Origin of the sequence: Accumulibacter sp., from assembly GCF_023806625.1 — a bacterium.
Classification (GTDB): Bacteria; Pseudomonadota; Gammaproteobacteria; order Burkholderiales; family Rhodocyclaceae; genus Accumulibacter.
Map to the genome: position 1 here is coordinate 49,651 of NZ_JAMTDX010000011.1, position 25,852 is coordinate 75,502.

The window sequence follows — 25,852 nt, forward strand, 5'->3', positions numbered from 1 at the left end:
AAAATCAAGGCCGGATCGACGGCTGCCAGCGCGGATCGTCGTGCGTCCTCCGCTGCACCTGGCGCAGCGCCAGCCAGCCGCCGGTGAGCCCGGTCGCCGCCCCGGCGATCGCTCCGGGCTCGCCGCCGGCTGCCGAGCCGAGCAGCGACCCGGCGAGGAGCGCGAGCAGCGGCAGACCGTAGGCCCAGCCGGCACCACGCAGCACCGATCCCTCGCCGACGCTGACCCGCACGCGCTGGCCGACGACGCAGCGCTCGGGATTGAGCACCCGGAAGTCACGCGGCGTGCGGCACAGAAGTCGCCCGAGGTTCCGGCCAGCGCAGCCGCCCGGCTCGGCGCAGCGCCCGCAGCCGCTCTCGTCGACGCGGATCGTCGCGTGTTCACCGTCCAAGCCGGTCACCGTCGCCCAGACTTCCGGGCCCGCGGCAACTGCGTCGCGACCAGCCTTCCGGAAAATTTCGTCTTTCGCCGGGCTGGAGCGCTCGACCTTTACCATCGACGGTCGGGCGCCGTGTCGAGCAAGGGGCGCAGCTTCCCGGCAACCGCTTCACGCGCCCTGAAGATCCGCGAGCGGACCGTGCCGATCGGGCAGTTCATCGTTTCGGCGATCTCCTCGTAACTCAGACCGTCGATCTCGCGCAAGACGATCGCCTGGCGCAGTTCTTCGGGCAGCGAATCCATCGCCGCGTTGATCGTCTCACCGACCTGCCGCGAGTGGAGCAGACGTTCCGGCGTGTTGATGTCGCGCAAGTGTGTGGCGTCTTCGAAGCCTTCCGCTTCCTCGGCGTCGAAATCGGTCGACGTCGGCGCACGCCGGCCCTGGGCGACGAGATAGTTCTTGGCCGTGTTGACGGTGATCCGGTACAGCCAGGTATAGAACGCGCTCTCGCCGCGGAAGGCGGGCAAAGCCCGGTAGGCCTTGATGAACGCCTCCTGAGCGACGTCCTCGACCTCGGCCGGATCGCGCACGAAACGGGAGAGCAGACGGCTCACCTTGCGCTGATACTTGCTGACCAGCACTGCGAACGCCTGTTGATCTCCGGCCTGTGCTCGCTCGACCAGTAGCTGGTCCGTTTCGCGCTCGCTCATCCTCTGTCTGTCTTCCGGTAGCACGCAATGGGTTCGGCGTCTGGCGGCGAAGTATAGCGCATGCGTCCTTCGCCCAGCGTAACAGTGCATGACCGTCGTTTGCCGCCGCCCGGACGACGGCCGCCGGGCCGGCCGCACGGGAAGCGTGCCACGCGGGGGAACCGGGCGCTCCCCGGAAGGCGGTTCACGGGGCGATCGTCGGACCGCTCCCGGGGTAGAATCACGGTCGATGACCACCCTGCTCGTCCTGACCAGTCTGCCCAGCTCCGCTGCGGCGGAAACACTCGCGCGGCATCTCGTCGATTGCCGACTCGCCGCCTGCGTCAATATCCTCGGACCCTGTCGCTCGATCTACCGCTGGCAGGGGGCGGTCGAGACCGCCGACGAGGTTCCGCTGCTCATCAAGACGAGCCGGGACCGCTATGCAGCGCTCGAGGCGGCGATCCGCGAGAGCCACCCGTACGAGTTGCCGGAAGTGATCGCGTTGCCGATCGTCGACGGGCTCGCCGACTACCTCAACTGGGTCAGCCGGGAAACCGGCGACGCGGCTGGACCGGCATGAGCGCGGCGCTCAGGCGATGGCTGTGCGCCGGGCTCGGGTTGCTACTCGCCGGCAGCCTTGCTCTGGCCGAAGAGTTTCTCGATCCTGCGGTGGCCTTCCGGGCGACTGCGCGCGCGCTCGACGCGCAAACGATCGAGGTGCGCTTTGCGATCGCCGATGGCTACTATCTCTACCGGGACCGCTTTCGCTTCGCTGCCGAGCCGCCAGGCGTCAGGCTCGGGACTGCGCTTCTCCCGCCAGGCAAGGAGAAGGACGACGAGACTTTCGGCAAGGTCCAGGTCTACTATCGCGAAGCGGTGATCCAGCTGCCGGTCGAGCGGCAGATCTCCGGTCCGCTGCCGCTGACCCTGAAGGTCAGCTCCCAAGGCTGCGCCGAGGCCGGCATCTGCTACCCGCCGCAGCAACAGCAGCTCGCCGTGACCCTGCCGGACCCCGGTGTCGCGCAGCCCACGCAGACGACAGGTCGGCCGGTCACCGGCGACGAGTCCGGACGCATCGCTGGCCTGGTCAGGAACTCCGGCTTCTGGTTGCTGCTCGGCAGCTTTTTCGGCTTCGGTCTGCTGCTCTCGCTGACCCCGTGCATCTTCCCGATGATCCCGATCCTCTCCGCGATCATCGTCGGTACGGGCCGCGCGGAGCACGGCGTTTCGCACCTCCGCGGGTTCGTCCTCTCGCTGGCCTACGTTCTCGGGATGGCGGCCAGCTACGCCGCAGCCGGCGTCGCGGCGGCACTGACCGGGACGCTGCTCTCGGCACTGCTGCAGAATCCGTGGGTGCTCGGCGGCTTCGCGGCGATCTTCGTCGTGCTCTCGCTGTCGATGTTCGGCTTCTACGAACTGCAGATGCCGGCCTTCGTCCAGACCAGGGTCTCCGATGAAGTGCGGCATTTCAGAGGCGGCTCACTGCCTGGCGTGGCGGCGATGGGCGCGCTCTCGGCGATCATCGTCGGCCCGTGCGTCGCCGCACCGTTGGCCGGCGCACTGCTCTACATCGGTCAGACTGGCGACGCGCTGCGCGGCGGCGCGGCGCTGTTCGCGATGGGTGTGGGCATGGGTGCGCCGTTGCTGATCGTCGGCGCTTCGGCGGGAACGCTGCTTCCGAAATCGGGCCCGTGGATGGAGGCAGTCAGGAAGGCCTTCGGCGTGGTCCTGCTGGCCACGGCGCTGTGGATCGTTTCCCCGGTCCTTCCGCCGGTCGTGCCGATGCTCGCCTGGGCGCTGCTGCTGATCGTACCGGCGATCTACCTGCACGCGCTCGACCCGTTGCCGGCGCACGCCCGCGGCTGGCAGCGCTTCTGGAAGGGCATCGGGATCGTCATGTTGCTCTTCGGCGCGGCGCTGCTGCTCGGCACGCTGGCCGGGTCGCGTGATCCTCTGCAACCCCTTTCAGTGCTGCGCAGCAGCGCCGCGGCGACGTCTGCCGTTCCGTCGGGCTTCACGCCGGTGCGCTCGCTCACCGATCTCGACGCCCGACTCGCCGCTGCGCAACAACCGGCGCTGCTCGATTTCTACGCCGACTGGTGCGCTTCGTGCAAGGAGATGGATCGTCTGACGTTCAGCGACCCACGCGTGCAGGCCAGGCTTTCGGGGTGGACACTGCTCAGGGCCGACGTCACCGCGAACTCGCCCGACGACGCGGCCCTGTTGCGGCGCTTCAGGCTCTACGGGCCGCCGGGAATCGTCTTCTTCGACCGCCGCGGCCAGGAGGTCGAAGGCGTACGGGTGATCGGTTTCGAGAACGCCGACGCGTTTCTCGCCATCCTCGCGCGGCTGGACTAGCCGCGGCCTACTGCAGGGCTCCCGGCGAGAGAGGCTTTCCGGGGACCAGGGGCCGCGTCCCGACCGGCCAGGCGAATTCGGCTGTCGGAACGAGGTTTCGTTCGCGTACGAATCCCGGCGCGCCGGCCGTGCCGCGCAGCGCCGAAGTCTGGGGCAAGGCGTAGCGCGCTCCCGCGCGATCGACGAGGTCGGCAGGCCGGATCGTCCGGTTGCCGTCGTAGCGCCCCGGCGCCTGAGCGGCAAAGCCGAAGACACTGTCGCCGACGAGCAGGTTGTTGATCGCCCAGACCTCGACGCCGGACGGAACGCGGTCGGTCCACACGTTCAGGAAGCGGCCGTCCGGCCGGTCGTTCACCAGCGTATTGTGGGCGAGAACCAGCAGGTTGTCCGGCCAGCGCTGTCCTTCGGCAGCATAGGAGATCAGGTCTGGGTTATCGGTGGTTGCGCTCTGACCGATGATGTTGCCGATGACCCAGGCGATACCGCCGTTGGGAAACTCGAGTTCGTACGAGGCACTGCCGCCCGGCCCGTCGACGAGCAGATTGTAGACAATCAGGTTCTCGCGTGCCCGTGACTTGAGCAGGTGACCGCGGTAACCCTGCTCGAAGCGGCTGCCCCTGACGCTCAGGTGGGCGATCGTCCCGGCGTAGAGCAGATGGTGCAGGACGGTTCCGAAGCGCGGCGCCTCGCCGAACTCGCTGTCCTCGACTTCGAGCGACGACTCGGGAACGTTGCCGGTCAGGATGCCCATCTCGTTGTCGAAGAACGCGCAACGAACGACGCGCAGCCGGCCGCTTTCGAAGCGGATTCCTGCGCCGTTGCCGTGGGCGACACGCGCGCCACGGAATTCGAGGTTCTCGATGACCAGGTCGGAGTCGCGGACGACCCAGAGAGCCTTGCCCTCGGCGCTCTCGCCGTCCGCGATCAGCACGGGGCGCTTGCCGAGGCCACGAATGGTCAGGCGGCGCTGCGCCCAGACGATCGCCTGGCGGCGGTACTCCCCGGGAAGGATCTCGATCGTGTCGCCGTCTCGGGCAAGCCGCGCTGCTTCCCGGATGCTGCTGATCTCGCGATCCGGTCCGACGACGAGAGTCCTGCCGCTGGCCGGGCTGCTCGCCTGCCCTGCTCCCGCTCGGCCTGGAGCACCTTCCCGAGCCTTGCTGCCGCCGTCGGCCGCCGAGCCGCCGCGCTCGGCGGCCGGAACCCCGACGACCTCGATCCGTCCCTGCTCGTTGCGCCGCAGAGTGCCGAGTTCGACGGGTGCCGGAGGCAACTGCTCCGCGGCAATGCCGGTCGCGACGAGACCCCAGAGCAGGCCGGCGCTGACGTGGTCGCGAAGGCGCATCGACCGGGGTGCCTTGGCGCGCCGGCTACGACAGCTCGACCTGTGCGCCGAGCTCGACGACGCGGTTCGGCGGGATCTTGAAGAACGCCGTCGCCGTATCGGCGTTGCGGAACATCCACATGAACAGGATCTGCCGCCAGTAGGCCATCCGCCCGCGCTTCGATATCGGCAAGGTGACCACCGTCTCGCGACCGAGGAAGAACGACGTCTCCATCATCTCGAAAACCAGTCCCTGAGCCGCACACAGATCCATCACCCGCGGGATGTCAGGATCGTCCTTGAATCCGTAGCGGACATAGACGCGGTGAAAACCCTCGGGCAGGGCCTCGACGCGCAGCCGATCGCCCTCGGCGACGTAGGGCACGTCTTCGGTGACTACGTTGAGCAGGACGACGCGCTCGTGGAGTACCTTGTTGTGGTAGAGGTTGTGGAGCAGCGCGCGCGGCACGCCGTGCGGCTCGGCGGTCATGAAGATTCCGGTCCCGCTGACGCGCTGCGGTCCACCGGTAGCCAGGCTGGCGATGAATGCCTCGAGCGGTACCGAATCCTTCTGGAGCTTTTCGTAGAGCAGCCTGCGCCCGAGCTTCCAGGTCGACAACAAAGCGAAGACCGAGAACCCCAGCGCCAGCGGGAACCAGCCGCCATCGAGAACCTTGATCGCGTTCGCCGAGAAGAACGCGAAGTCGATGGCCACGAAGAAGACCAGGAAGATCGCCGCGTACGCCCAGTTCCACTTCCACAGCGCACGCACGACGACGAAGGCGAGGATCGTGTCGATCATCATCGTCAGCGTGACGGCGATGCCATACGCGGCGGCGAGATCGGTCGATGACTTGAAGCCGAGAACGACGATGATCACCGTCAGCAGCAGCAGCCAGTTGATGTTCGGCACGTAGATCTGGCCCTTTTCGCGCTCCGAAGTGAAGCGCACCTGAATCCGCGGGCAGTAGCCGAGCTGCATTGCCTGGCTGGTCAGCGAAAAGGCACCGGAGATCACCGCCTGCGAGGCGATGATCGTCGCCACGGTGGCCAGGACGACCATCGGGATGAGCAGCGTTTCGGCCGGAACGAGCAGGAAGAACGGGTTCTCGATCGCCTTCGGATCGTCGAGGATCAGAGCCCCCTGACCGAGGTAATTCAGGTAGAGCAGCGGGAAGACGAAAGCGAACCAGGCCCACTTGATCGGACGCCGGCCGAAGTGGCCCATGTCGGCGTAGAGCGCTTCGCCGCCGGTGATCGCCAGGACGACCGAGCCGAGGGCGAGGAAGGCCAGGCTCTGGTTCTGTGCGATGAACGATATGGCGTAGTACGGGTTGATCGCCGCGATGATCGACGGATGCTTGAGGACGTTCCACAGCCCGAGGCCCCCGAGCGTCGCGAACCAGAACATCATCACCGGTCCGAACAGTCCGCCGACCGCCGCAGTGCCGTGCCGCTGGAAGAGGAACAGGATGACGAGGATGACGATCGAGATCGGCAGCACGTAGCGGTCGAGGTCGGGCGCGGCGACCTGCAGCCCCTCGACTGCCGAGAGCACCGACATCGCCGGGGTGATCACCGCGTCGCCGTAGAAGAGCGCAGCTCCGAAGAGACCGAGCGCGGAGAGCACGCCGAGCACCCGCGGCGATGCATTGGCCGTGCGCAGCGCCAGCGCGGTGAGTGCCATGATCCCGCCCTCACCCTTGTTGTCCGCGCGGGTGATGAACACCACGTACTTCAGCGAGACGGTGATGGTCATCGCCCAGAAGATCAGCGAGAGGATGCCGAGGACGTTGTCCGGGGTGACCTCGACCGGGTGGTGGCCGCCGAAGACTTCCTTGACCGTGTACAACGGGCTGGTGCCGATGTCGCCGTAGACGACACCCATCGCCGCCAATGCCGTGGCGGCCAGCCCGGATCTTCCGTCGTGTGCTGCGTCATGCCCAGACATCGGTTCCCTTCCTTCCCTGCGAGTGAAATGTGATCAGTTCTTCCAGAACGCCGGCGTCAGCACCACCAGCAGCGTAAACAGCTCGAGCCGGCCGAGCAGCATGGCGAAAGGTGCACACCCAGGTCTGCAGATCGGTGAGGACTTCGTAGGTCGTCGCCGGTCCGACCTGTTTGAGACCCGGACCGGTACTGTTGACGCTCGCGACAACCGCCGAGAAGGCGGTCACGATGTCCAGTTCCATGAACGACAGCAGCAAGGTCAGCGCGACGATGATGCACCTGTAAGCGAAGCGAGAGGCCAGCACGGCGGTGAGGATCTTCGGCGGCATGGCACCGCCGCCGACATGCACCGGACGAAGCGCATTGGGGTGCAGGGCGAGGACGAGTTCCCGATAGACGAGCTTGTCGAGGATCAGTGCGCGGATCCTCTTGATCCCTCCTCCGGTCGACCCCGCACTGGTCGCGAAGCTGCACAGGAAAAGCATCCAGAGCGGAGCGAACATCGGCCAGAGCCCGTAGTCGACGGTCGTCAGACCGGTCGTCGTGGCGATCGATACGACGTTGAACGCCGAATGACGGAGCGCGGTCAGGAACTCGGGGTAAACGTTCCGCGCATCGAGGCAAACGGCGATCCCCAGGACGCTCCCTAGAGTGACGACGAGGAACCAGCGCTTGGGGATCATGGCGATAAGGAAGCAGCGACCTGCCGCTCACGGCGAGGAAGTGGGTCGCGAAGTTCATCCCGGCGAGGAGCATGAACACGACGGCGACCGATTCGGGCAGCGGCGAATCGAAATAGCCGAAGCTCGCGTCGTGCGATGAGAAACCGCCAAGCCCCATCACTGAAAAAGTATGCACGAAGGCGTCGAGCCAGTTCATTCCGCCGAGGCGGAAGCTCGTGACGCAAGCGACGGTGATCGCCCCGTATACTACCCAGAGGCCCTTCGCCGTCTGGGTCATTCGCGGCGTCAGCTGCGAATCCTTCATCGGCCCCGGCGACTCGGCCTTGAACATCTGCCGGCCGCCGATGCCGAGCAGCGGCAGCACGGCGACGGCGAGGACGATCGGCCCCATGCCGCCGAGCCAGACGAGCAACCCGCGCCAGAGGTTGATCGATGGTGGCAGCGTGTCGAGGTTGGCGAGAATCGTCGAGCCGGTCGTCGTCAGCCCGGATACGGCTTCGAAGTAACCGTCGGTGAAGGAAATGTTCAGCTGCAGGATCAGCGGCAGCGCGGCGTAAGCCGGGAGCACGGTCCACACCAGCACGACCATCAGGAAGCCGTCGCGAATTTTCAACGGTCCGTCGGAGTGACGCGCTGCCCACCACAATCCGAATCCCGTCGCCAAGGTCAGGAAGAACGCTTCGTCGTAAGCCGATTCGGCGCCGTCGTGCGTCAGCCACGAGACGGCCAGCGGGATCAGCATGGTCAGCGAGAAACCGGTCAGCAGGATGCCGAATACGCGAATGACCGGGTGGAAGCGCTTCATCTCGACTCAGGGCTGAAAACGGTAACCGATCCCCGTTTCGGTGAGGAAATGATCGGGCCGCGCAGGGTCACGCTCGAGCTTCTGGCGCAAACGGCGAATATAAATCCGCACGTAGTGCTCCTGCTCGACGTGGGCCGGTCCCCAGACTTCGCGCATCAGGTGGCGGTGGGTCATCACCTTCCCGGGATTGGTGAGCAGCACGCTCAGCAGTCGGTGCTCGGTTTGCGTCAGGTGGATGTCCTGGCCTCCCGAGCGAACGGCGTGACGAACCAGATCGACCTCGATGTCAGCGAAGCGGTGCACTTGCGAAATCGCCTCCTGAGGCGCCCGGCGCAGCAACACACGCAGGCGCGCGAGGAGTTCACCGACGCTGAACGGCTTGGTCAGGTAATCGTCGGCGCCAGCGTCAAGCGCAGCAATCTTGTCGGACTCGCCGCTGCGTGCCGAAAGAACCAGGATCGGGATCGACGACCAAGTGCGAAGCTCGCGGATGAAATCGAGTCCACTCATGTCCGGCAGTCCGAGGTCGAGGATGACCAGCCGGATATCCTGGTCGGCAACCAGTTCGAGTCCCATTCCCGCCGTCTCCGCTTCCGCGGGGACGAAGTCGGCCCTGCGTACGGCCTCGCAGACGAGACTGCGGATTGGCGAGTCATCCTCGACCACCGCCACGCGGATAACAGCGTCATTCATGTCAGTTCAGCCTCCATGGCCGGTGGATTGCCGAGCGGCAGGCGAAAGGAAATGCAGGTCATTCCGGAACGAGTCTCGGCCCGGATCGTTCCGCCGTGTGCGCCGATGATCGTCCGGCAGACGGCGAGACCGATCCCCGTTCCGGGCACCGCCGGCTCCCTTGTGCCGCGGACGAATGGATCGAAGATTTGCTCCAGCTGGCTCTCCGGGAGCGCGCCGCCAGGATTGCATACGGACACTTCGAAGTCGTTGCCGAAGGCTCGGGCGGAGAGACGAATCGGCGCCGCCGGCGGTGCGTACTTCGCCGCGTTCTCGAGCAGGTTGCAGAGCACGCGCTCGATCAGCACCGCGTCGAAGTAGAGCAGCGGGAGGTCATCCGGCAGATCGATCTCGAGCTGGCGCGAGGCGAGCACATTCCCGAGCTGGCGGACGCTCGGCCCGACGACTTCCTCGAACAGCTGCCAGCGCCTGTTCAGCGACACCCTGCCGGAGTCGAGACGAGCCATTGCCAGCAGGTTGGTTACCATCCGATGCATCGACTCGGCCTGATCGCGCAGAGCCGCAGCCTTCTCGGGGGCGCTGGCCGATGCCGCCGACTGCTCGCCTGAAAGCGCATCGACCAGCGAGTCGGCGAGCCCCACGAGACAGGTCAGCGGCGTACGGAGGTCGTGGGATACCGACGACAGAATCGACGAGCGCAGCTTTTCCGACTGCATGTCGAGTTCGCTCTGCTGGGCGACGCTCGAGTAGTGGAGACGCTCGACGACGATCCCGGAGAGCGTCGCGACGGCCTCGAGCAGTGGCTCGAGCCCCGCCGTCGCGCCGCTCAAGGCGAGCACCCCGCGCGCCCGGATTGCACCCGAGAGCGGCAGGAACAGCCGGCCGCCGTCATCGATCGGCCGCTGCTGCTCCAGCGCACGGCGTGCGTGATCGGCGTCCCGATCGCCCAGACTGCGGCCCCCGACTGCCTGCAGGCGCTCCAGCGCATCTAGTCCGTCGCCGACGATCAACAGGCCCTCGACGCTCATCGGGAGCAGGAAGCGGTCGATGATGTCGCCGACCTGATCGAGCGTCAAAGCCGAACTCAGCTCTCGGGCGAGCCCGTAAAGCATCTGGGTTTCGTGTTCCTTGGCGCGAACCGCCTGGTTCTTGTCGGCGAGCTGCGCGGCAAGATGCGAGGTGATCAGTCCTACGGCGAGCATGACGGTCAAGGTGACGAGGTATTCGGCGTCGACTACGCTGAAAGAAAGATGCGGTGGAACGACGAAAAAATCGAACAACACGACACACAGAAAGGCGGCCAGCACGGCCGGCCCTCTGCCGAGACGCACGGCGACGATGAACACGGTGAGCAGAAAAAGCATACCCATGTTCACCGGGTCCATCCAGCCGCGCAGCGGCATGCTCAGGACGGTGGCCAGCGCACACAGCGCGAGCGCCTTCAGGTAACGTGAAAACGAGCCGTTGGGCACGCGCATGCTGCCGGACGAAGGACAGCGCGGAGTGTCCTACAGAGCGGGTAAAAAAAGTATAAAAACTGAGTCCCGACGGGGCACCCCGCAAGAGAACGGGCGCAATCGTTGCAAGCTGTTTCAGCAGTCCGCAACGTCCGGATCAGGACCGGTCGCGCAGGGGCAGCGGATGCTACAATCGCGCGCTTTGACGACCACTGACGATCGCGAGGTAGCGCCATGAGCGACCCACGGGTGACCACCAACACGGCTTCCCTGGAGAAGGGCATCGCCGAAGTTCACCTCACCGAGGTGCGTTCCCTGCTTTCTCTCCAGAAGCGCGTCGAGGAACTCATCGCGCCGCTGGTTCGCGAGCAGGGGACCGCCGATCTCGACGAGGCGAACACGGCGCTGCAACAGCAGTACCGGATGGAGTTGCGCAGCAAGGTCAGACAGATGCCGCCGCACGAGGTGGCCTACATCCTCGAAGCGCTCGAACCGCACGAGCGCCTGGTCGTCTGGGACGAAATCAAGGAAGGCGCCGACCCGATCCTCGCTCTGCTGCCCGACGACGTGCTCGAGGAGCTGATCGACGACAGCCATTACCGCAACGAGAAAACGGTGATCACGGCTTTCGAGCTGCGCCAGGGCCGGCTGCGGCAGATCACCGTCGAGAAGCCGGACGACCTGCTCGGGGTGACGCCGATCTGGGTCGACCTGATCGCGCCGACCAAGAAGATCCGCGGCTGGATCGGCCAGATGTTCGACGTCGAAATCCCCGACCCGGCGGGCCTGACCGACCTCGAGGCCAGTGCGCGCTTCTACGTCGAGGATGACGGCGAGATCCACCTGCACTCGGACTTCCTGCTCGACACTCGCGACGAATCGCGCAACGTGCCGGTGGCCCTGATCCTGCACAACGAGATCCTGTTCACCGTCCGCTCCGAAGAGCTGCCGGTCTTCCGCCTGCAACGCGCGCGGGCGCGCACGCGCCCCGGCTACGTCAGCGATGGCAAGGACGTGCTGCTCGACCTGTATGCGGCCGACGTCGAGTACTCGGCGAACGCGCTCGAAGACGTCTATGGCGAACTCGAGCGCGCCGGCATGCAGGTGCTGCGCTCGCACGTCACCGACGTGGAAGCGGCGAGGATCCTCGCTTCGGTATCGGAGGCCGAAGACCTCAACGGCCGCACGCGCCGCAGCGTCCTCGACACCCGCCGGGCGCTGTCCTTTCTGATGCGCGGGAAGCTGCTCTCCGACGCCCAGCTCGGCGACGTGCGCGAAATCCTTCGCGACATCGAATCGCTCGACGGGCATACGGCGTTCCTGTTCAACAAGATCAACTTCCTGATGGACGCGACCGACAGCGCGATCAACATCAACCAGAACAAGAAAATCGAGCGGCTGACGGTGCTCAGCGTGGTCTTCATGCCGATCAACGTACTCGCCGGAGCCGGTGGCATGTCGGAGTTCTCGGCGATGGCCCAGGCGTTCGACTGGCCGATGGACCTTGCCTACCTCGGCTTCTTTGCCGGAATGGGTCTCGTCGGAGCGTTGATGTTCTACGGCTTGCGCTTTTTCGAGAGCCGGCAGCCCAAACGCGGGCGCGCCGAGGTCCGCCGGATCTCCTGAGCCCGCGGCGACGTGCTGGCTGACCGGGGGACGGCCAGCCGGTTCGGCCGTGGCTGGCGGCCGGATGTCACGCGACCAGCGAAGCGACCACGGTTACCAGGCGCGGAAAACCGATTCGGCCACGGCGACCGTCGTGGCGATGTCCTCCTCGCTGTGCGCCGCGGAAACGAAACCGGCCTCGAAGGCCGACGGCGCAAAGTAGTGCCCGGCTTCGAGCAGCGCGTGAAAGAAACGGTTGAACGCTTCGTTGTCGCAGTTCGTCACCTCGGCGTAGCTCTCTGGGCATTCTGCCCGGAAATAGACACCGAACATCCCCCCGACAGCCTGTGCCGATAGGGCGACGCCGTTCTTCCGTGCCACGCCGGCGAGCCCCTCGGCGAGCGCCCGAGTCCGCGCCGCCAGAGCGTCGTGGAAGCCGTCCGCGCAGACGAGTCTCAGTGTCGCCAGCCCGGCAGCGACCGCGACCGGATTGCCCGAGAGAGTTCCTGCCTGGTATACGGGGCCGAGCGGGGCGATGCTGGCCATGATCTCTCGCCTTCCGCCAAAGGCGCCGACCGGCATGCCGCCGCCGATGACCTTGCCGAGCGTGGTCAGGTCCGGAGTGACCCCGTAGAGGCGCTGCGCGCCACCGGGCCCGACGCGGAAACCGGTCATCACTTCGTCGAAGATCAGCACCGCCGAGTGCCGCGTGCACTGTTCGCGGAGCGTTTCGAGGAAGCCCGGCCGCGGCGTGATCAGGTTCATGTTCCCGGCGACCGGTTCGACGATCACCGCCGCGATCTCGGCTCCTCGCTCGGCGAAAAGCGCCTCGACCGCGCTGCTGTCGTTGTAGTCGAGAACCAGCGTGTGGCGCGCGAAGTCGGCCGGCACGCCAGCCGAGCTCGGGTTGCCGAGGGTCAGCAGACCCGATCCCGCCTTGACCAGCAGACTGTCCGAGTGACCGTGGTAACAGCCCTCGAACTTGATCAGCAGGTCGCGTCCGGTGAAGCCTCGTGCCAGGCGGATCGCGCTCATCGTCGCCTCGGTCCCCGAGCTGACCAGGCGGACCATTTCCAGCGATGGCAGCGCGTCGCAGAGCAACTCGGCCATTTCCACTTCGCTTTCGGTCGGCGCACCGAACGACAGGCCGCGGGTCGCCGCCTCCTGCACTGCGGCGACGACCGCCGGATGCGCGTGCCCGAGAATCAGCGGCCCCCATGAGCCGACGTAATCGACGTACGTCCGGCCGTCGGCATCGCAGACCCGCGAGCCGGAACCCGAAACCAGGAAGCGCGGGGTTCCGCCGACCGAGCGGAACGCGCGCACCGGTGAATTGACGCCTCCCGGGATGTGCCGCAGGGCTCGCTCAAAAAGTTGCTGGCTGCGAGGATTCACTGCCCTCTCCCTCGAAAAGTTGCTGGTAGGACGCCGCTCTCGCGGCGACGTCCGGGGCGCCGAACAGGTCGCTGATCACCGCCAGCAGATCGGCGCCGGCAGCGACGATCGGCGGCGCATTGTCCAGGGTGATCCCGCCGATCGCACACGCCGGGATGCGCAGTTCGGACCGGCAGCGCGCGAACAGCGCCAGATCGGCACGTACGGCGAGCGGTTTCGTCGGCGAAGGATGGACCGCTCCGAAAGCGACGTAGTCCACGCCCGCCGATGCGGCCGCACGGGCACGCGGGAAGTCGGCGTAGCACGAGGCGCCCAGCAGACGACCAGCAGGCAGCGCCTGTCGCGCAGCCCGCAGGTCCCCGTCGTTTGCGCCAAGGTGGACACCGTCGGCGCCGATTGCCAGGGCCAGCTGCAGGTCGTCGTTGACCAGCAGGCGGGCGCCGGCCGATCGACAGAGGGTCAGCAGCGCGCGAGCCATCCCGACTCTCCGCAGTGCATCGCTCTGCTTGTCGCGATACTGGACGAAACGCGCTCCGCCCCGCAGTGCCTCCCCGACCAGACCGAGCATGCACCATGGATCATCACGGCTCTCCGGGGTGATCGCGTACAGCCCGCGAAGCGGTCGAGCTTCAGGCATCGAGCCCTCCCCGGTACGGGTGCGTGCTGAACAGCCTGTCGGGGATGATTTGTCCCATTCCGGGCCGAAAGCCGGCAGCCAGTGTCCGCCAGGTATAGTCCTGAGCGGCCCGGACCGCGTCGTCGACCGCGAGTCCCCGCGCCAGATGCGCAGCGACCGCCGACGCCAGGGTGCAGCCCGATCCATGGTAACTGCCGGGCAGACGATCCCAGTCGTCGCTGCGCAGCAGGCCGAGCCCCCTCTCGTAGAGCCGGTTGACCACCCGCGCCGTGTTGTCGTGGGTTCCGGTGAGCAGTACGTACTCGCAGCCGAGTTCGAGCAGGGCCTGCGCACAGGCTTCGAGCGTCTGGATGTCGTTGTCGCCAGCGCGTTCGACCAGTCGCCGCGCCTCGAGCGAATTTGGCGTGAGTACCGTGGTCTGGGGGATCAGGATCTCGCGCAGACCGTCGATCATCTCGTCGTCGACGAGATCGTCGCCACGTCCCGAGGCGAGCACCGGGTCGACGACCAGCGGAATCTCCGGGTAGTCGCCGGCGATCCCGGCAATCGTCCTGATGTTCTCGGCACTCCCGGCGAGTCCGACCTTGAGCGCGGCCACGCGCATGTCTTCGAGGACCGCCCGGGCCTGCTCCTCGACACAGTCGGCATCGACAGCGAGCACCTTGCCCACACCGACCGTGTCCTGGACCGTCAGCGCCGTGATGACCGGCAACGGGTGGCAGCCGAGTGCGGCCACGGTCAGCAGATCGGCCTCGATCCCCGCTCCGCCGGAGGGGTCGTTGGCTGAGAAAACGAGAACGATCGGCGGGGCCGGGCGGACGGGACGTCGGTTCATCCGGGGAAAGGGGGTCTGGGGCAGCGCAGTCGAATCGGGGATCTTGGCAGCAGGAGAAGCCTTTGGCTAGAATCGGGTTGTTTTTCTCAGGATTCTAACCGAAAAGCGGTCCCGACCATGAGCACAGCTAGCCAGGAACCCTATCGCACGTGGATGTGCCTGATCTGCGGATTCGTCTATGACGAGGCTGTGGGAGTGCCCGAGGAAGGCATAGAACCCGGGACGCGATGGGTCGATGTGCCGATGAACTGGACTTGCCCCGAATGCGGTGCGCGCAAGGAAGACTTCGAAATGGTCGAAATCTGAAGGCAATGCGGTATAGTACCGGCAGCAGGCGAGTGTGGATTTTGCGAGGGGAAGCCTGCTGAACAGGGCCGAGGCGAGGGTGGAACTGGAGACGACAATTGGCTGAAGGAGCGAATCTGCACGGCATCAAGGTCATGGTCATCGACGACAGCAACGTGATCCGGCGCAGCGCAGAGATATTCCTGGTCCAGGCTGGCTGCCAGGTTCTGCTCGCCGAGGACGGCTTCGATGCCCTGGCGAAGGTCGCCGACCACCAGCCGGAGGTGATTTTCTGCGACATCCTGATGCCGCGCCTGGACGGCTACCAGACCTGTGCGCTGATCAAGAAGAACCAGCGCTTTCGCTCGACCCCGGTGATCATGCTTTCGGCCAAGGATGGCCTGTTCGACCGCGCGCGTGGCCGCATGGTCGGTTCGGATCACTACCTCACAAAGCCGTTCACCAAGGACAGTCTGTTGCAGACGGTGGCGCGTTTCGCGCCGACTCTCCAGGCCGCCGATTCGAGTGGCGACAAAGGCAGCGCGGGAGGTAACAAGCCATGACCATAAGAAAAATTCTCGTCGTCGACGATTCGCCAACCGAACGACACGTCCTGAAAATCCTCCTGACCGGCCATGGCTATGAGGTGATCACCGCCGAAAGCGGGGAGGAAGGAATTGCCAAGGCAAGGAGCGAGCTGCCCGACCTGATCCTGATGGATGTCGTCATGCCCGGCTTGAATGGCTACCAGGCGACACGGACGCTGACCCGCGACCCGCTGACCCGGAACATCCCTGTAATCGTGTGTACCACCAAGGGGCAGGAGACCGACCGGATCTGGGGCTTGCGTCAGGGAGCCCAGGATTATCTGGTCAAACCGGTCAATGGTCAGGAACTGCTGGCCAAGATCGCGGCCCTCTGACTGCCGGTGGAGAAATCGCCAGCATCTGCGCCGCGCCCGGCGCGCATGGCGACCGGTTCACCGACCGGCATCCAGCGAACCGCAGCCGAGCGAGAGCAGCGGAGCAGATCAGTCGGCGATCACCGGGGTCGGCTGCATCGCCGGACCGTCCACGAACTCTGAGCTGGAAGAGCCGATGGCCAAGAAGATCAGCCTTCACGAATTTCAGGCCTATCTGGCGTCACGCCTGGCCGGGACCAGCACTCAGGCAGCTGCCGGACTGCTCGGCGTTCAGGCGGGTCCGGATTACTGGCTGCTCGACCTCGCCGATTCGGGAGAAATCGTCCCGCTACCGCCGCTGACTTCGGTGCCGTTGACCAAACCGTGGTTCGCCGGAATTGCCAACATTCGCGGCAACCTTTACTCGGTCGTCGACCTCTCGGCGTTCGTCGGCAAGGAGACGACGCCCCGCAATACGAGTTCGCGGCTGGTGCTGATGGGAACCCGTCACGGCAGCAATGCAGCGCTGCTGGTCAATCGCATGATCGGCTTGCGCAGTATCGAGGCGCTGACCGTCGAGGCCGTCGATCCCGGATCCCCGGCCTGGGCTCCGGAAGTGTTCACGGACAACGAAGGACGCCGCTGGAGCAGGCTCAGGGTGCGCGAGCTGCTCGCTGACGAAGCGTTCATGGACATCGGCGCCTGATTCCCTGGCGCCTCGGAAAGTCCTCGACGGTGGCAGGAGTCCGGATCGAGGTGTTGCATACCGGAGAAGGAATATGAGGTTGAAAATGACGCTGCCGGCCTTCCTGTCGCGAATCGCCGACCGGGCGAGTGAAGCCCTTTCGCCACGCACGGTGATGGATTCAGGCGCGCCGACAGGCAGAACGCCAGACCGGTTCACGCCCGCCACGCTATTGACCGGGTTCCCGGTTGCCAAGCAGCTTCAGGTCGTCGGTGGCTGCCTGGTCATGGTCATGCTGCTGATCGCCGTCGTCGTCTACCGCGACGACCGCCAGGCGGCTTACAACACGGCCTACATCGCCGCCGCTGGCGAGATGCGCATGCTCTCGCAGCGCCTGGCCAAGGCATCGAGCCTTGCGCTGCTCGGCGATCCGGCAGCTTTCCGGCAGCTACGTGAGTCACGCGACAGTTTCGCGAGCAACCTCGAGCGCCTGACCAACGGCGGAGAGCTTGCGGGCACCCCGGTCCCGCCCTCGCCCGATCGCGCCCAGGCGGAACTGCAGACGCTGACTCAGGTGTGGGACAAGACCGACAAGAACGCGTCGCGTCTCCTCGAGATGGAGAAGAATCTCGTCTCGCTGGGCAGGGATGTGGCGACGATCAACGACAAGAACCCGCAACTGCTCGACCTCGCCGAACAGATCGCTGCACTGAAGCTACAGGGCAGCGGCAACGTCCGCGAGATGGCCGCGGCGAACCTGCTGGTCATGCTCACCCAGCGAATCGCCAAGAACGCCAGCGCACTGCTGGTCGGCGACGCGATCGACCCGGAGATCGCCTTCCTGCTCGGCAAGGACACCAACACCTTCCGCGACACGATCCAGGCGCTGACCAAGGGCAGTGAGGCGATGCGCATCTCCGCGACGACCGACCCGGACACCCGGGCCAAGCTGGGCGAACTCGAAGCGGCCTTTGGCGAATACCGCACCGCCGTCGGCGGCATCCTCGGCAACATGCAGCGACTGATCATCGCCAAGCAGGCTGGCTCGCAGATCTTCCGCGACAGCGAGGAACTGCTGCAGGTCACCGACCAGCTTGCGCATGCCTACGAGAGCAGCCTGCTCAAGCGCACCGCCTACGGCTTCATGCTGTTTGCGCTGGTCGCCCTGGCCGTCGGTCTGGTCATCCTGCTCGCCCGGATTTATCTGGCCGATCGCCAGCGTCAGGCCGAACTGGCCGAGGAGGGCCGGCGGGAAACCGAGGCGATCAACCGGCAGAATCAGGACGCGATCCTGCGCCTGATGAACGAACTCGGAGACCTCGCCGACGGAGACCTGACGGTTACGGCGACGGTTTCGGAAGACATCACCGGCGCGATCGCCGACTCGATCAACTACACGATCGAGGAACTGCGCGTGCTCGTCGGCCGGATCAACGACGCGGCCGGCCGCGTGACTCTGGCCACCGAGATCGCCCAGCGCACTTCGAGCGAGTTGCTCGCCGCCGCCGAACGCCAGTCGGCCGAAATCAAGGCCGCCGGCCAGTCCGTCCTGTCGATGGCCACGTCGATGACCAGCGTCTCGACCGATGCCCGCCAGTCGGCGACCGTCGCCCGCCAGTCGCTGGCCGCAGCCGGCAAGGGTGCGCAGGCCGTCGAGGACTCGATCCGCGGGATGAACAAGATCCGTGAGCAGATTCAGGAGACTTCCAAACGAATCAAGCGCCTCGGCGAGTCGTCCCAGGAGATTGGCGAGATCGTCGAGTTGATCTCGGACATTACCGAGCAGACCAACGTTCTGGCGCTCAACGCGGCGATTCAGGCGGCTTCCGCAGGAGAGGCCGGCCGCGGGTTTACGGTCGTTGCCGAGGAAGTCCAGCGGCTGGCCGAGCGCTCTGCCGAAGCGACCAAGCAGATCGGCGCGATTGTCCGGACGATCCAGACCGATACGCAGGACACGGTCTCGGCGATGGAAGAGTCGACACGCGGAGTCGTCGAGGGAGCGCGGCTGTCGGATGCAGCTGGTCAGGCGCTGGCCGAGATCGGCGAGGTGTCGCGCGAACTGACGGCACTGATCGAGAACATCGCCGGCACGACGCGCCTGGCGGCGGACTCGGCGACCAAGGTGGCCCGCAAGATGCAGGAGATCCTCCTGGTCACCGGGCAAACGACTGCCGGTACGCAGAAGACGGCGACCGCGATCGGCGAACTGGCGGGTCTGGCGACCGAACTCAAAGGATCTGTCGCCGGCTTCAAGGTGTCCTGAGAAAGCAAGCGGCAGAGCTGGCCTTCGGCCTGAACTGGAGAGACTGCCCCAGATGAATGCTCCGACAGACTTCGACATCGGTCCGCTGACCTGGGTCAAGAGCGAGATCGATCTGGCGCTGGAGCGTGCCAGCAGCGCGCTCCAGGAATTCGCGGCGAGTACCGCCGCAGGCCCCGGTGATCTCACGCACATCCGCTTCTGCCGCACGCACCTGCATCAGGTGCAGGGTGCGCTGACGATCGTCGGTCTCGACGGTGTCACACAGTTTGCAGAGTCGATCGAGTGCCTGCTCGAAGCGCTGGAGAAGGAAGAGCGCTCGGCTGATCCGGCGGTCATCGACCTGACCCTCCGGGCGCTCTCGGCACTCGGCCATTACCTCGACGACCTGATCGGCGGACGCCCCAATCAGCCGTTGAGGCTTCTGCCGCTCTACCGCGAGGTCCAGTTCGCACGGGGACACGACCGCGTCCTGGCCACCGACCTCTTCTTCCCCGATCTGCGCGTCCGCCCGCCGCGGCGTGCGGCGGCGGTGACGCTCTCGCGCGACGAGTTCGAGCACCGGCTTCGCCAGCAGCGGGCGCGCTATCAACGCGGGCTGCTCGCCTGGCTGCGCGCTCCCCAGCAGAGAGCCGGAGTACCGGAGATGCTCGACTCGGTGAAGCGCATCGAGGCGATCCAGGAACAACCATCGGCGCGTGCCTTCTGGTGGATTGCTGCGGCTTTCCTCAGCGCGCTCGGCGAAGGCACCCTGCCTGCCGACGCCGAAGCCCGGCAACTGTGCAGCCGTATCGACCTGCAGACCCGCCGTTTGCTCGAGGGTTCGTACAACGTAGCCGAACGCCTGATGCGCGATGCGCTCTACCTCGTCGGCTGCGCGAACAGCACGAGCCGTAGCGTTCGGCGGGTCAAGGAGGCCTATCGGCTATCGGCGCTGATGCCCGAGGCGGTGACCCCGGCCCCGGTCGCGCTGGAGTCCGTGCGGCGCCGCCTGCGCGAGGCGATTGCCGCCTGCGAGGAAACGTGGAACCGCTTCTGCGCGGGAAGCACCCAGATTCTCCCGGCCTTCCGCGCGAACGTCGGCAGCCTCGCTACGCTGGTCGACGAACTGGGCCACCAGGATTACCGCCGGCTGGTCGGGGCGCTCGATGAAGTCGCCGACGCGCTGAGCACGACGCCGTCGCGACACAGCGAAGCGCTGGCGATGGAAACGGCGACGGCGATCCTTCTGGCCCAGAGTGCCCAGGAGAAAGTTGAGTACCTTGGCGCCGATTTCTCGCACCAGGTCGGGGTGATGGTCGCGCGAATCCAGGCCTGCCTCGCGGGAGCACCGCCGCAGCCCGGATCGGAGTTGCCGGTACTCGACGACATGTCGCGTCAGGCGCAGGAGAAGCTGCTGTTCAGTCAGGTCGCACGCGAGATCAAGAGCAACCTGGCGCAGATCGAACAGCTTCTCGACGGATTCTTCCGGGATCCGGAGAAACGTGGCGACCTCGCCGGGCTCGACGCTCCGCTGCGTCAGGTCATCGGGGCGATGATGGTCATGCGGCACGATGGCGCGGTGGCCGTCCTCCAGGGCTGCGCCAGGGAAGTCGAGCGGTTTTCCGATCCGGAGTACACGCCGCAGACCGTCGATTTCGAGAATGTCGCCGAACAGCTCTCACTGGTCGGCTTCTTCGTCGACGCCATGCAGCAGACTGGCGCCGACGATTTCGAGGCGTTCGTCAGCCGCATGCAGGAGAGCGGCGGCGCACTGCCGGCCAGCGAGGAAGGAGCGGCGACCGTCGAGCAGGAAGTCGAGCAGCAGAAGCGTGAAGCCCACGCCCTGCTCGTCGCGCTCAAGGAGCAGCCCGAGGATGCCGGGCTGCGCCAGGAAGTCCGGGAGAACCTCGCCGCCCTGCAGAAGGATGCGGATCTCGTCGCCGACAAGGAGCTCCGCCAGCGGACCAAGCATGTCCTTTCGGCGCTGGCCGCCGGTGGCGACGCGGCGCAGCAGATCGAGCAGGCGATGGCGACGCTCAGGCCTCAGGCACCCGAAGCGCCGCCACCGTCTGCCGAGACGATCCAGCTCACACAGGCGAGTGCCGCCGAAGTCGACGCCGAATTGCTCGGCATCTTCCTCGACGAGGCAGACGAGGTTCTCGCGAGCATCGAAGGAAACCTGCAGCGGCTCAGCGAACAGCCGCACGACAGTGAGCTGCTGACCTCCTTGCGTCGCTCGGTGCATACGCTCAAGGGAAGCGGGCGGATGGTCGGGCTGACCGACCTCGGCGAGGCCGCCTGGTCGGTCGAACAGGTGCTCAACATCTGGCTGCGCCAGGATCTCGAAGCGACGCCTGCGTTGCTCGGGCTCATCGGACAGGCCTATGGCCTCTTCGTCGCCTGGGTTGGTCATCTGAGAAGCGGCGAGGGTCAGGCACCCGATCCGCGTTCGATGATGGCTTGCGCCGACTCGCTCCGCGAGGCTGGCGAACAGCCTCTGCCGGCTGCCCTGGCGGTGATTCCCGCGGAGCCGATGGCGCCCGCACAGGCCACTGAGGCACTCGCCGCGGCGTTCATCGAACCGCCGGCGGTCGTCGAGGCAGCGGGGGAGCCGACCGTCGAGGAAGCCGTCGTGCGCGAGTTGGACATCGCTCCCGATCTGGCGGCGATCTTCCGCGAAGAGGCCGCAGCCCATCTGGCGACGTTGCAGCGCGAGCTTGCCGTCATCGAAGCCGACCGTTCAGCACCGACCGCCCACGAAATGTATCGAGCGGCACACACTCTTGCGGGAATCGCAGCGACGGTCGGGCTTCCTCCGATCAACGCGCTGGCCTTCGCCCTGGAGCATGCGCTCAAGCGCCGGGATCACGCTGTGCGTCCCGGCAGTCGGAAGGCGCTGGACACGGTCCGCGAGGCCATCGTGACGCTTTCTGCGATGCTCGCCGAGGTCGCCGGGTCAAGGCAGCCCGAGCCTGCCCCGGCGCTCGTCGAGGCCCTGGCTGGTTTGTATAAGGAACAGGTCGTCAAGGCTCCAGAGGCCGCGCCACTGGCCGAGGTGAAAGTCGAGCCCGAGATCAGCGAGGCAGAAGCCGCACCGACTCCCCTCGCAACGACCAGGGAGCCGGTCACCGAGCCCTCGACCCGACGCACGGAAGGCGCCGCACCCGGCCCGACGCCCCAGGTGCATGACGAAATCGACGAGCAGTTGCTGCCGCTCTTCCTCGAGGAGGCTGCGGACCTCAGCCAGAACATCGCTACCGAGCTTCGCGCGTGGCGCAGCAACCCCTCGGACGGCGCGCCGGTGCGCCGCCTGGCACGGCTGTTCCATACCCTCAAGGGCAGCGCGCGGATGGCCGGCGCGATGAACCTAGGCGAGCTGACCCACGCGATCGAGACGCGGATGCACGAGGCTCAGGAGGCCAGCACGACGCCGCTCGAGCTGATCGACGATATCGACAACGCCTTCGACGTCATCGTGCAGATCGTCGAGAGGCTGCAGCGGGGCGAGTCCGCCGAGGCACCGGTCGAGGTCGCCGACGAGGTCGTCTCGGAACTGGCTGCCGAGCATCTGCTGGCCGAGGAAGCCACCGAGGTCGGTCGGTCGGTCGCCGCGGCAGTACCACCCGAGGCCGCCGAAGCGGAAGCCGAGGCAGCGGCGCAGCGCGCGATGCTGCGCGTGCGCGCCGAACTGATCGACCGACTGGTCAACGAAGCCGGTGAATTGTCGATCGCCCGTTCGCGCATCGAAGGCGAGATGCGCGGAATCAAGGCCTCGCTGATCGACCTGACCGAGAACGTCATCCGCTTGCGTCGGCAACTTCGCGAGATCGAGATCCAGGCCGAACTCCAGATGCAGTCAAGGGTGGCGCCAAGCGGCGAACAGCACGCCGACTTCGACCCGCTCGAGTTCGACCGCTTCACGCGTTTCCAGGAGTTGACGCGGATGATGGCCGAGTCGGTCAACGACGTGGCCACTGTCCAGCAGAACCTGCTCAAGAGCCTGGACGATGCCAACGCTGCGATTCTCGCGCAGTCGCGACTGAACCGTGAACTGCAGCAGGAATTGATGTCGGTGCGCATGGTTCCCTTCGCGAGCATTGCCGATCGCCTATACCGGATCGTCCGCCAGGCGGGCAAGGAGGCTGGCAAGCGAGCCAACCTCGAGATCAGCGGCGCGCAGATCGAACTCGACCGGAGCGTCCTCGACAAGATGCTCGCGCCGCTCGAGCACATGCTGCGCAATTCGGTGGCGCATGGCCTCGAGGACGAAGCCGGTCGTCGAGCCCGGGGCAAGCCGGCAATCGGCGAAATTTCGCTGAAACTGGCCCAGGAGGGCAACGAAATCATCCTGACGCTGGCCGACGACGGTGCCGGGCTCGATCTGGCGCGCCTGCGCGAGCGCGGGCTGGCCCGGGGCCTGATCACCGAGGAAGAGGCAGCGGACACGACCAACGTCGTCGACCTGATCTTTGCGGCAGGCGTGTCGACCGCGTCCGAGGTGACCCGGCTGGCCGGCCGCGGCATCGGCATGGACGTCCTCAAGAGCGAGGTGACCAGCCTCGGCGGACGCATCGAGGTCAATACCCAGCCCGCCAAGGGAACGAGTTTCCGGCTGTACCTGCCGCTGACGCTGGCGGTCACCAAGGCGCTGCTGGTGCGTTCGGGCAGTCGCTCGTATGCCATCCCGTCAGCGGTGATCGAGCAGGTTCTCGACCTCAAGGAGAAGAGTCTGACGCGCATCCGTGAGGCGCAGGAGGCGACCTGGACCGGGAACCGTTACCCGTTCCATTACCTGCCACACCTGCTCGGTGAGCCGCGCGCACTTCCCGAGAGGCATACGCAGTATTGGGTTCTGCTGCTGCGCAGCGGCAGCAGGCGCCTTGCGCTGCAGGTCGACGAATTGCTCGGCAACCAGGAAATCGTGGTCAAGAACATCGGACCCCAGCTCGCGCGGGTGATCGGTGTCGACGGGGCGACAGTGCTCGGCAACGGCCAGGTCGTGCTGATTCTCAACCCGATCGCTCTGGCAAGCCGCGAGCGCACGGTCGTCCCGGTCTCTCCGGTGCCGACGGTCCGCCAGCCGATGGCCGCCCAAGGCACGACGGCGACGGTACCCACGGTGATGATCGTCGACGACTCGCTGACCGTACGCAAGGTGACCAGCCGGCTGCTCTCGCGCGAGGGTTACCAGGTGATGACCGCCAAGGACGGCGTCGATGCGCTCGAGCAGATGGTCGCATTGGTCCCCGACGTGCTGCTCGTCGATATCGAGATGCCGCGGATGGACGGTTTCGAACTCACCCGCAACGTGCGCGGCGACCAACGGCTGAGCACGGTGCCGATCATCATGATCACTTCGCGAACGGCCGAGAAGCATAGGCAGTACGCCTTCGAGCTGGGGGTCAATCACTATCTGGGCAAGCCCTACCAGGAAGACGAGATGCTCCGGCTGGTCGCCGAGCACGTCAGGGAGCAGCGCGCCTCCTGACGATCGCGTAGCGCTCGATCGTCCTGCGTCGGGCCTGTTCGTGGTCGACGATCGGTGCCGGCGTGTCGCGCCCGACGACCACTCCGCAGCCAGTCTGCTCGGCATGGCTCATCCGCCACGGCGCATGGATGAACCGGTCCGGAACCGCAGCCAGCTCGGGAAGGTAGCGACGAATGAACCGCCCGAGCGGATCGAAGCGCTCCGACTGGGTCACCGGATTGAAAATCCGGAAATACGGCTGCGCGTCACAGCCGCTCGACGCGGCCCATTGCCAGCCGCCGTTGTTCGCCGCCAGATCGAAGTCGTTGAGCTGGTGAGCGAAGTAGGCCTCGCCGAGTCGCCAGTCGAGGCCGAGGTCCTTGGCCAGAAACGACGCGACGACCATGCGCAGGCGGTTGTGCATGTAGCCGGTCCGGTTCAGCTGGCGCATCGCCGCGTCGACCAGCGGATATCCGGTGCGCGCCGCGCACCAGGCAGCGAAGCGATCATCGGCTGCGGCCCCCTGCTCCCAGGCGATCGCGTCGTATTCGGGCCTGAATGCACGCTCGGCGACGTGTGGGAAGCGATCGAGGATCATGAAGTAGAAGTCGCGCCAGATCAGCTCGGCGAGCCAGGCGGCCGGACCACTCGCCGCGTCGCGCAGGGCTCCGGCGGCGACCGCCCGGCGGAGCAGTTCGCGGATCGAGATGGTCCCGAAACGCAGATGGACCGAGAGATACGATACTCCCCTGACCGCCGGGAAGTCGCGCTGCTCGCGATAGCGCGCGATGCGCCCGAGGAAGTCGCCGAGCAGGGTCCGCGCCGCGGACATCCCGCCTGCGATCCCGTGCTCGGCCAAGTCGCTGCCGATGAAGCCCATGCTGGTCAGCGAGGGCAACTGTTCACCCGGCGATGGGCCCGGGATCAGATCCCCGCGTGCGCTGTCGTGAGGTTGCCAGTCATCTTCGGTCAGCCTCTGTAGCCAGGCGTTGCGGTACGGCGTAAACACGGTGAACGGCCGGCCGGCGCGGGTCAGGACCTCTTCGCCGTCGAAGACCACCTGGTCCTTGAACGACGCGAAGGCAATGCCCGCTCGTTCCAGCTGTACACGGACCATCGCGTCCCGACGCTTGGCCGATGGTTCGTAGTCCCGGTTGACGAACACCGCCGAAACGCCCAGCTCGCTGGCCAGGCGGGGGATTTCGACCGTCGGCCAGCCGTGCCGGACGATCAGGCCGCCACCCCGCGCACGCAGCACGGCGTCGAGTTCGACCAGCGACTGGTGGATGAAGTCGACACGCCGGTCGGCCTTCTGTTCGAGGCGATCGAGGATTTCGCGGTCGAAGATGAACGCACAGTGGACCCGCCGGCCGCGCCGCAGTGCCTCGCCGAGCGCGGCGTGGTCGGTGTCCCGCAGATCGCGCCTGAACCAGACGAGGATCGAGTCGAACATCGAAGC

The 25,852-nt window shown here is 66.2% G+C and carries 19 protein-coding genes and 1 pseudogene; 9 read left to right on the plus strand and 11 right to left on the minus strand.

Annotation, left to right across the window (positions count from 1 at the left end):
- Positions 1 to 4 precede the first annotated feature (4 nt).
- Positions 5 to 400, minus strand: a complete 396-nt coding sequence (locus tag NFW05_RS02960; protein ID WP_295302667.1) for a SoxR reducing system RseC family protein — start codon at positions 398 to 400, stop codon at positions 5 to 7.
- An 89-nt stretch (positions 401 to 489) separates the two neighbouring features.
- Positions 490 to 1,089: an RNA polymerase sigma factor RpoE gene (gene rpoE, locus NFW05_RS02965; protein ID WP_295302669.1), complete on the minus strand. Its 600-nt coding sequence runs from the start codon at positions 1,087 to 1,089 to the stop codon at positions 490 to 492.
- Between the two features lie 229 nt (positions 1,090 to 1,318).
- On the opposite strand from rpoE, the gene cutA reads away from it, so the two are divergent.
- Complete coding sequence (gene cutA / locus NFW05_RS02970) at positions 1,319 to 1,651, plus strand: divalent-cation tolerance protein CutA (RefSeq protein ID WP_295302671.1); 333 nt, start codon at positions 1,319 to 1,321, stop codon at positions 1,649 to 1,651.
- Positions 1,648 to 3,429 carry a protein-disulfide reductase DsbD gene (dsbD, locus tag NFW05_RS02975; protein ID WP_295302672.1) on the plus strand — a complete coding sequence of 594 codons (1,782 nt, stop codon included), beginning with the start codon at positions 1,648 to 1,650 and terminating at the stop codon, positions 3,427 to 3,429. The genes cutA and dsbD overlap by 4 nt, the downstream gene beginning before the upstream one ends.
- Before the next feature lie 7 nt (positions 3,430 to 3,436).
- Here the strand turns inward: dsbD and NFW05_RS02980 are convergent, their stop codons facing one another.
- The 5 genes and pseudogenes from NFW05_RS02980 to NFW05_RS03000 all read right to left on the minus strand — a co-directional run bounded on the left by NFW05_RS02980 (position 3,437) and on the right by NFW05_RS03000 (position 10,356).
- Complete coding sequence (locus tag NFW05_RS02980; protein ID WP_295302673.1) at positions 3,437 to 4,774, minus strand: hypothetical protein; 1,338 nt, start codon at positions 4,772 to 4,774, stop codon at positions 3,437 to 3,439.
- Positions 4,775 to 4,799: 25 nt separating this feature from the next.
- Complete coding sequence (locus tag NFW05_RS02985) at positions 4,800 to 6,704, minus strand: potassium transporter Kup (RefSeq protein ID WP_295302674.1); 1,905 nt, start codon at positions 6,702 to 6,704, stop codon at positions 4,800 to 4,802.
- A gap of 33 nt (positions 6,705 to 6,737) precedes the next feature.
- A pseudogene (locus NFW05_RS02990) lies at positions 6,738 to 8,191 on the minus strand (potassium transporter TrkG).
- A 6-nt stretch (positions 8,192 to 8,197) separates the two neighbouring features.
- Positions 8,198 to 8,884, minus strand: coding sequence for a response regulator (locus tag NFW05_RS02995; RefSeq protein ID WP_295302676.1), 687 nt, complete (start codon positions 8,882 to 8,884; stop codon positions 8,198 to 8,200).
- On the minus strand, positions 8,881 to 10,356 hold the full coding sequence (locus NFW05_RS03000) for a DUF4118 domain-containing protein (protein WP_295302678.1): 1,476 nt from the start codon (positions 10,354 to 10,356) through the stop codon (positions 8,881 to 8,883). The genes NFW05_RS02995 and NFW05_RS03000 overlap by 4 nt, the downstream gene beginning before the upstream one ends.
- A 219-nt stretch (positions 10,357 to 10,575) precedes the next feature.
- Here NFW05_RS03000 and NFW05_RS03005 point away from each other — a divergent pair, with 219 nt between their 5' ends.
- The gene (locus NFW05_RS03005) at positions 10,576 to 11,967 is read left to right on the plus strand and encodes a CorA family divalent cation transporter (RefSeq protein WP_295302680.1); all 1,392 of its coding nucleotides are present in this window, start codon (positions 10,576 to 10,578) and stop codon (positions 11,965 to 11,967) included.
- 93 nt (positions 11,968 to 12,060) lie between these two features.
- Here NFW05_RS03005 and hemL read toward each other — a convergent pair whose 3' ends face one another.
- Genes hemL through NFW05_RS03020 form a run of 3 tightly spaced genes read right to left on the minus strand, consistent with a single transcriptional unit; the run spans position 12,061 to position 14,813 of the window.
- A complete protein-coding gene (gene hemL, locus NFW05_RS03010; protein ID WP_295302682.1) occupies positions 12,061 to 13,341 on the minus strand; it encodes a glutamate-1-semialdehyde 2,1-aminomutase in 1,281 nt (426 codons plus the stop codon).
- Entirely contained in the window at positions 13,313 to 13,978 is a 666-nt protein-coding gene (gene thiE / locus NFW05_RS03015; protein ID WP_295302685.1) for a thiamine phosphate synthase, read from the minus strand. The genes hemL and thiE overlap by 29 nt, the downstream gene beginning before the upstream one ends.
- Entirely contained in the window at positions 13,971 to 14,813 is an 843-nt protein-coding gene (locus tag NFW05_RS03020; RefSeq protein WP_295302687.1) for a hydroxymethylpyrimidine/phosphomethylpyrimidine kinase, read from the minus strand. Before NFW05_RS03020 ends, thiE begins: the two co-directional genes overlap by 8 nt.
- Before the next feature lie 117 nt (positions 14,814 to 14,930).
- On the opposite strand from NFW05_RS03020, the gene NFW05_RS03025 reads away from it, so the two are divergent.
- The 6 genes from NFW05_RS03025 to NFW05_RS03050 all read left to right on the plus strand — a co-directional run bounded on the left by NFW05_RS03025 (position 14,931) and on the right by NFW05_RS03050 (position 24,414).
- The gene (locus NFW05_RS03025; RefSeq protein WP_295302689.1) at positions 14,931 to 15,119 is read left to right on the plus strand and encodes a rubredoxin; all 189 of its coding nucleotides are present in this window, start codon (positions 14,931 to 14,933) and stop codon (positions 15,117 to 15,119) included.
- Between the two features lie 98 nt (positions 15,120 to 15,217).
- Positions 15,218 to 15,661 carry a response regulator gene (locus NFW05_RS03030; RefSeq protein ID WP_295302697.1) on the plus strand — a complete coding sequence of 148 codons (444 nt, stop codon included), beginning with the start codon at positions 15,218 to 15,220 and terminating at the stop codon, positions 15,659 to 15,661.
- Complete coding sequence (locus NFW05_RS03035) at positions 15,658 to 16,020, plus strand: response regulator (RefSeq protein ID WP_295302698.1); 363 nt, start codon at positions 15,658 to 15,660, stop codon at positions 16,018 to 16,020. The genes NFW05_RS03030 and NFW05_RS03035 overlap by 4 nt, the downstream gene beginning before the upstream one ends.
- Positions 16,021 to 16,195: 175 nt before the next feature.
- A complete protein-coding gene (locus NFW05_RS03040; RefSeq protein WP_295302699.1) occupies positions 16,196 to 16,705 on the plus strand; it encodes a chemotaxis protein CheW in 510 nt (169 codons plus the stop codon).
- 85 nt (positions 16,706 to 16,790) lie between these two features.
- Entirely contained in the window at positions 16,791 to 18,947 is a 2,157-nt protein-coding gene (locus tag NFW05_RS03045; protein ID WP_366918259.1) for a methyl-accepting chemotaxis protein, read from the plus strand.
- A gap of 52 nt (positions 18,948 to 18,999) precedes the next feature.
- A complete protein-coding gene (locus NFW05_RS03050) occupies positions 19,000 to 24,414 on the plus strand; it encodes an Hpt domain-containing protein (RefSeq protein WP_295302702.1) in 5,415 nt (1,804 codons plus the stop codon).
- On the opposite strand, the gene NFW05_RS03055 is transcribed toward NFW05_RS03050, so the two are convergent.
- Positions 24,392 to 25,846: a deoxyribodipyrimidine photo-lyase gene (locus tag NFW05_RS03055; RefSeq protein ID WP_295302703.1), complete on the minus strand. Its 1,455-nt coding sequence runs from the start codon at positions 25,844 to 25,846 to the stop codon at positions 24,392 to 24,394. The two genes, NFW05_RS03050 and NFW05_RS03055, sit on opposite strands and share 23 nt — an antisense overlap.
- Positions 25,847 to 25,852: the final 6 nt, after the last annotated feature.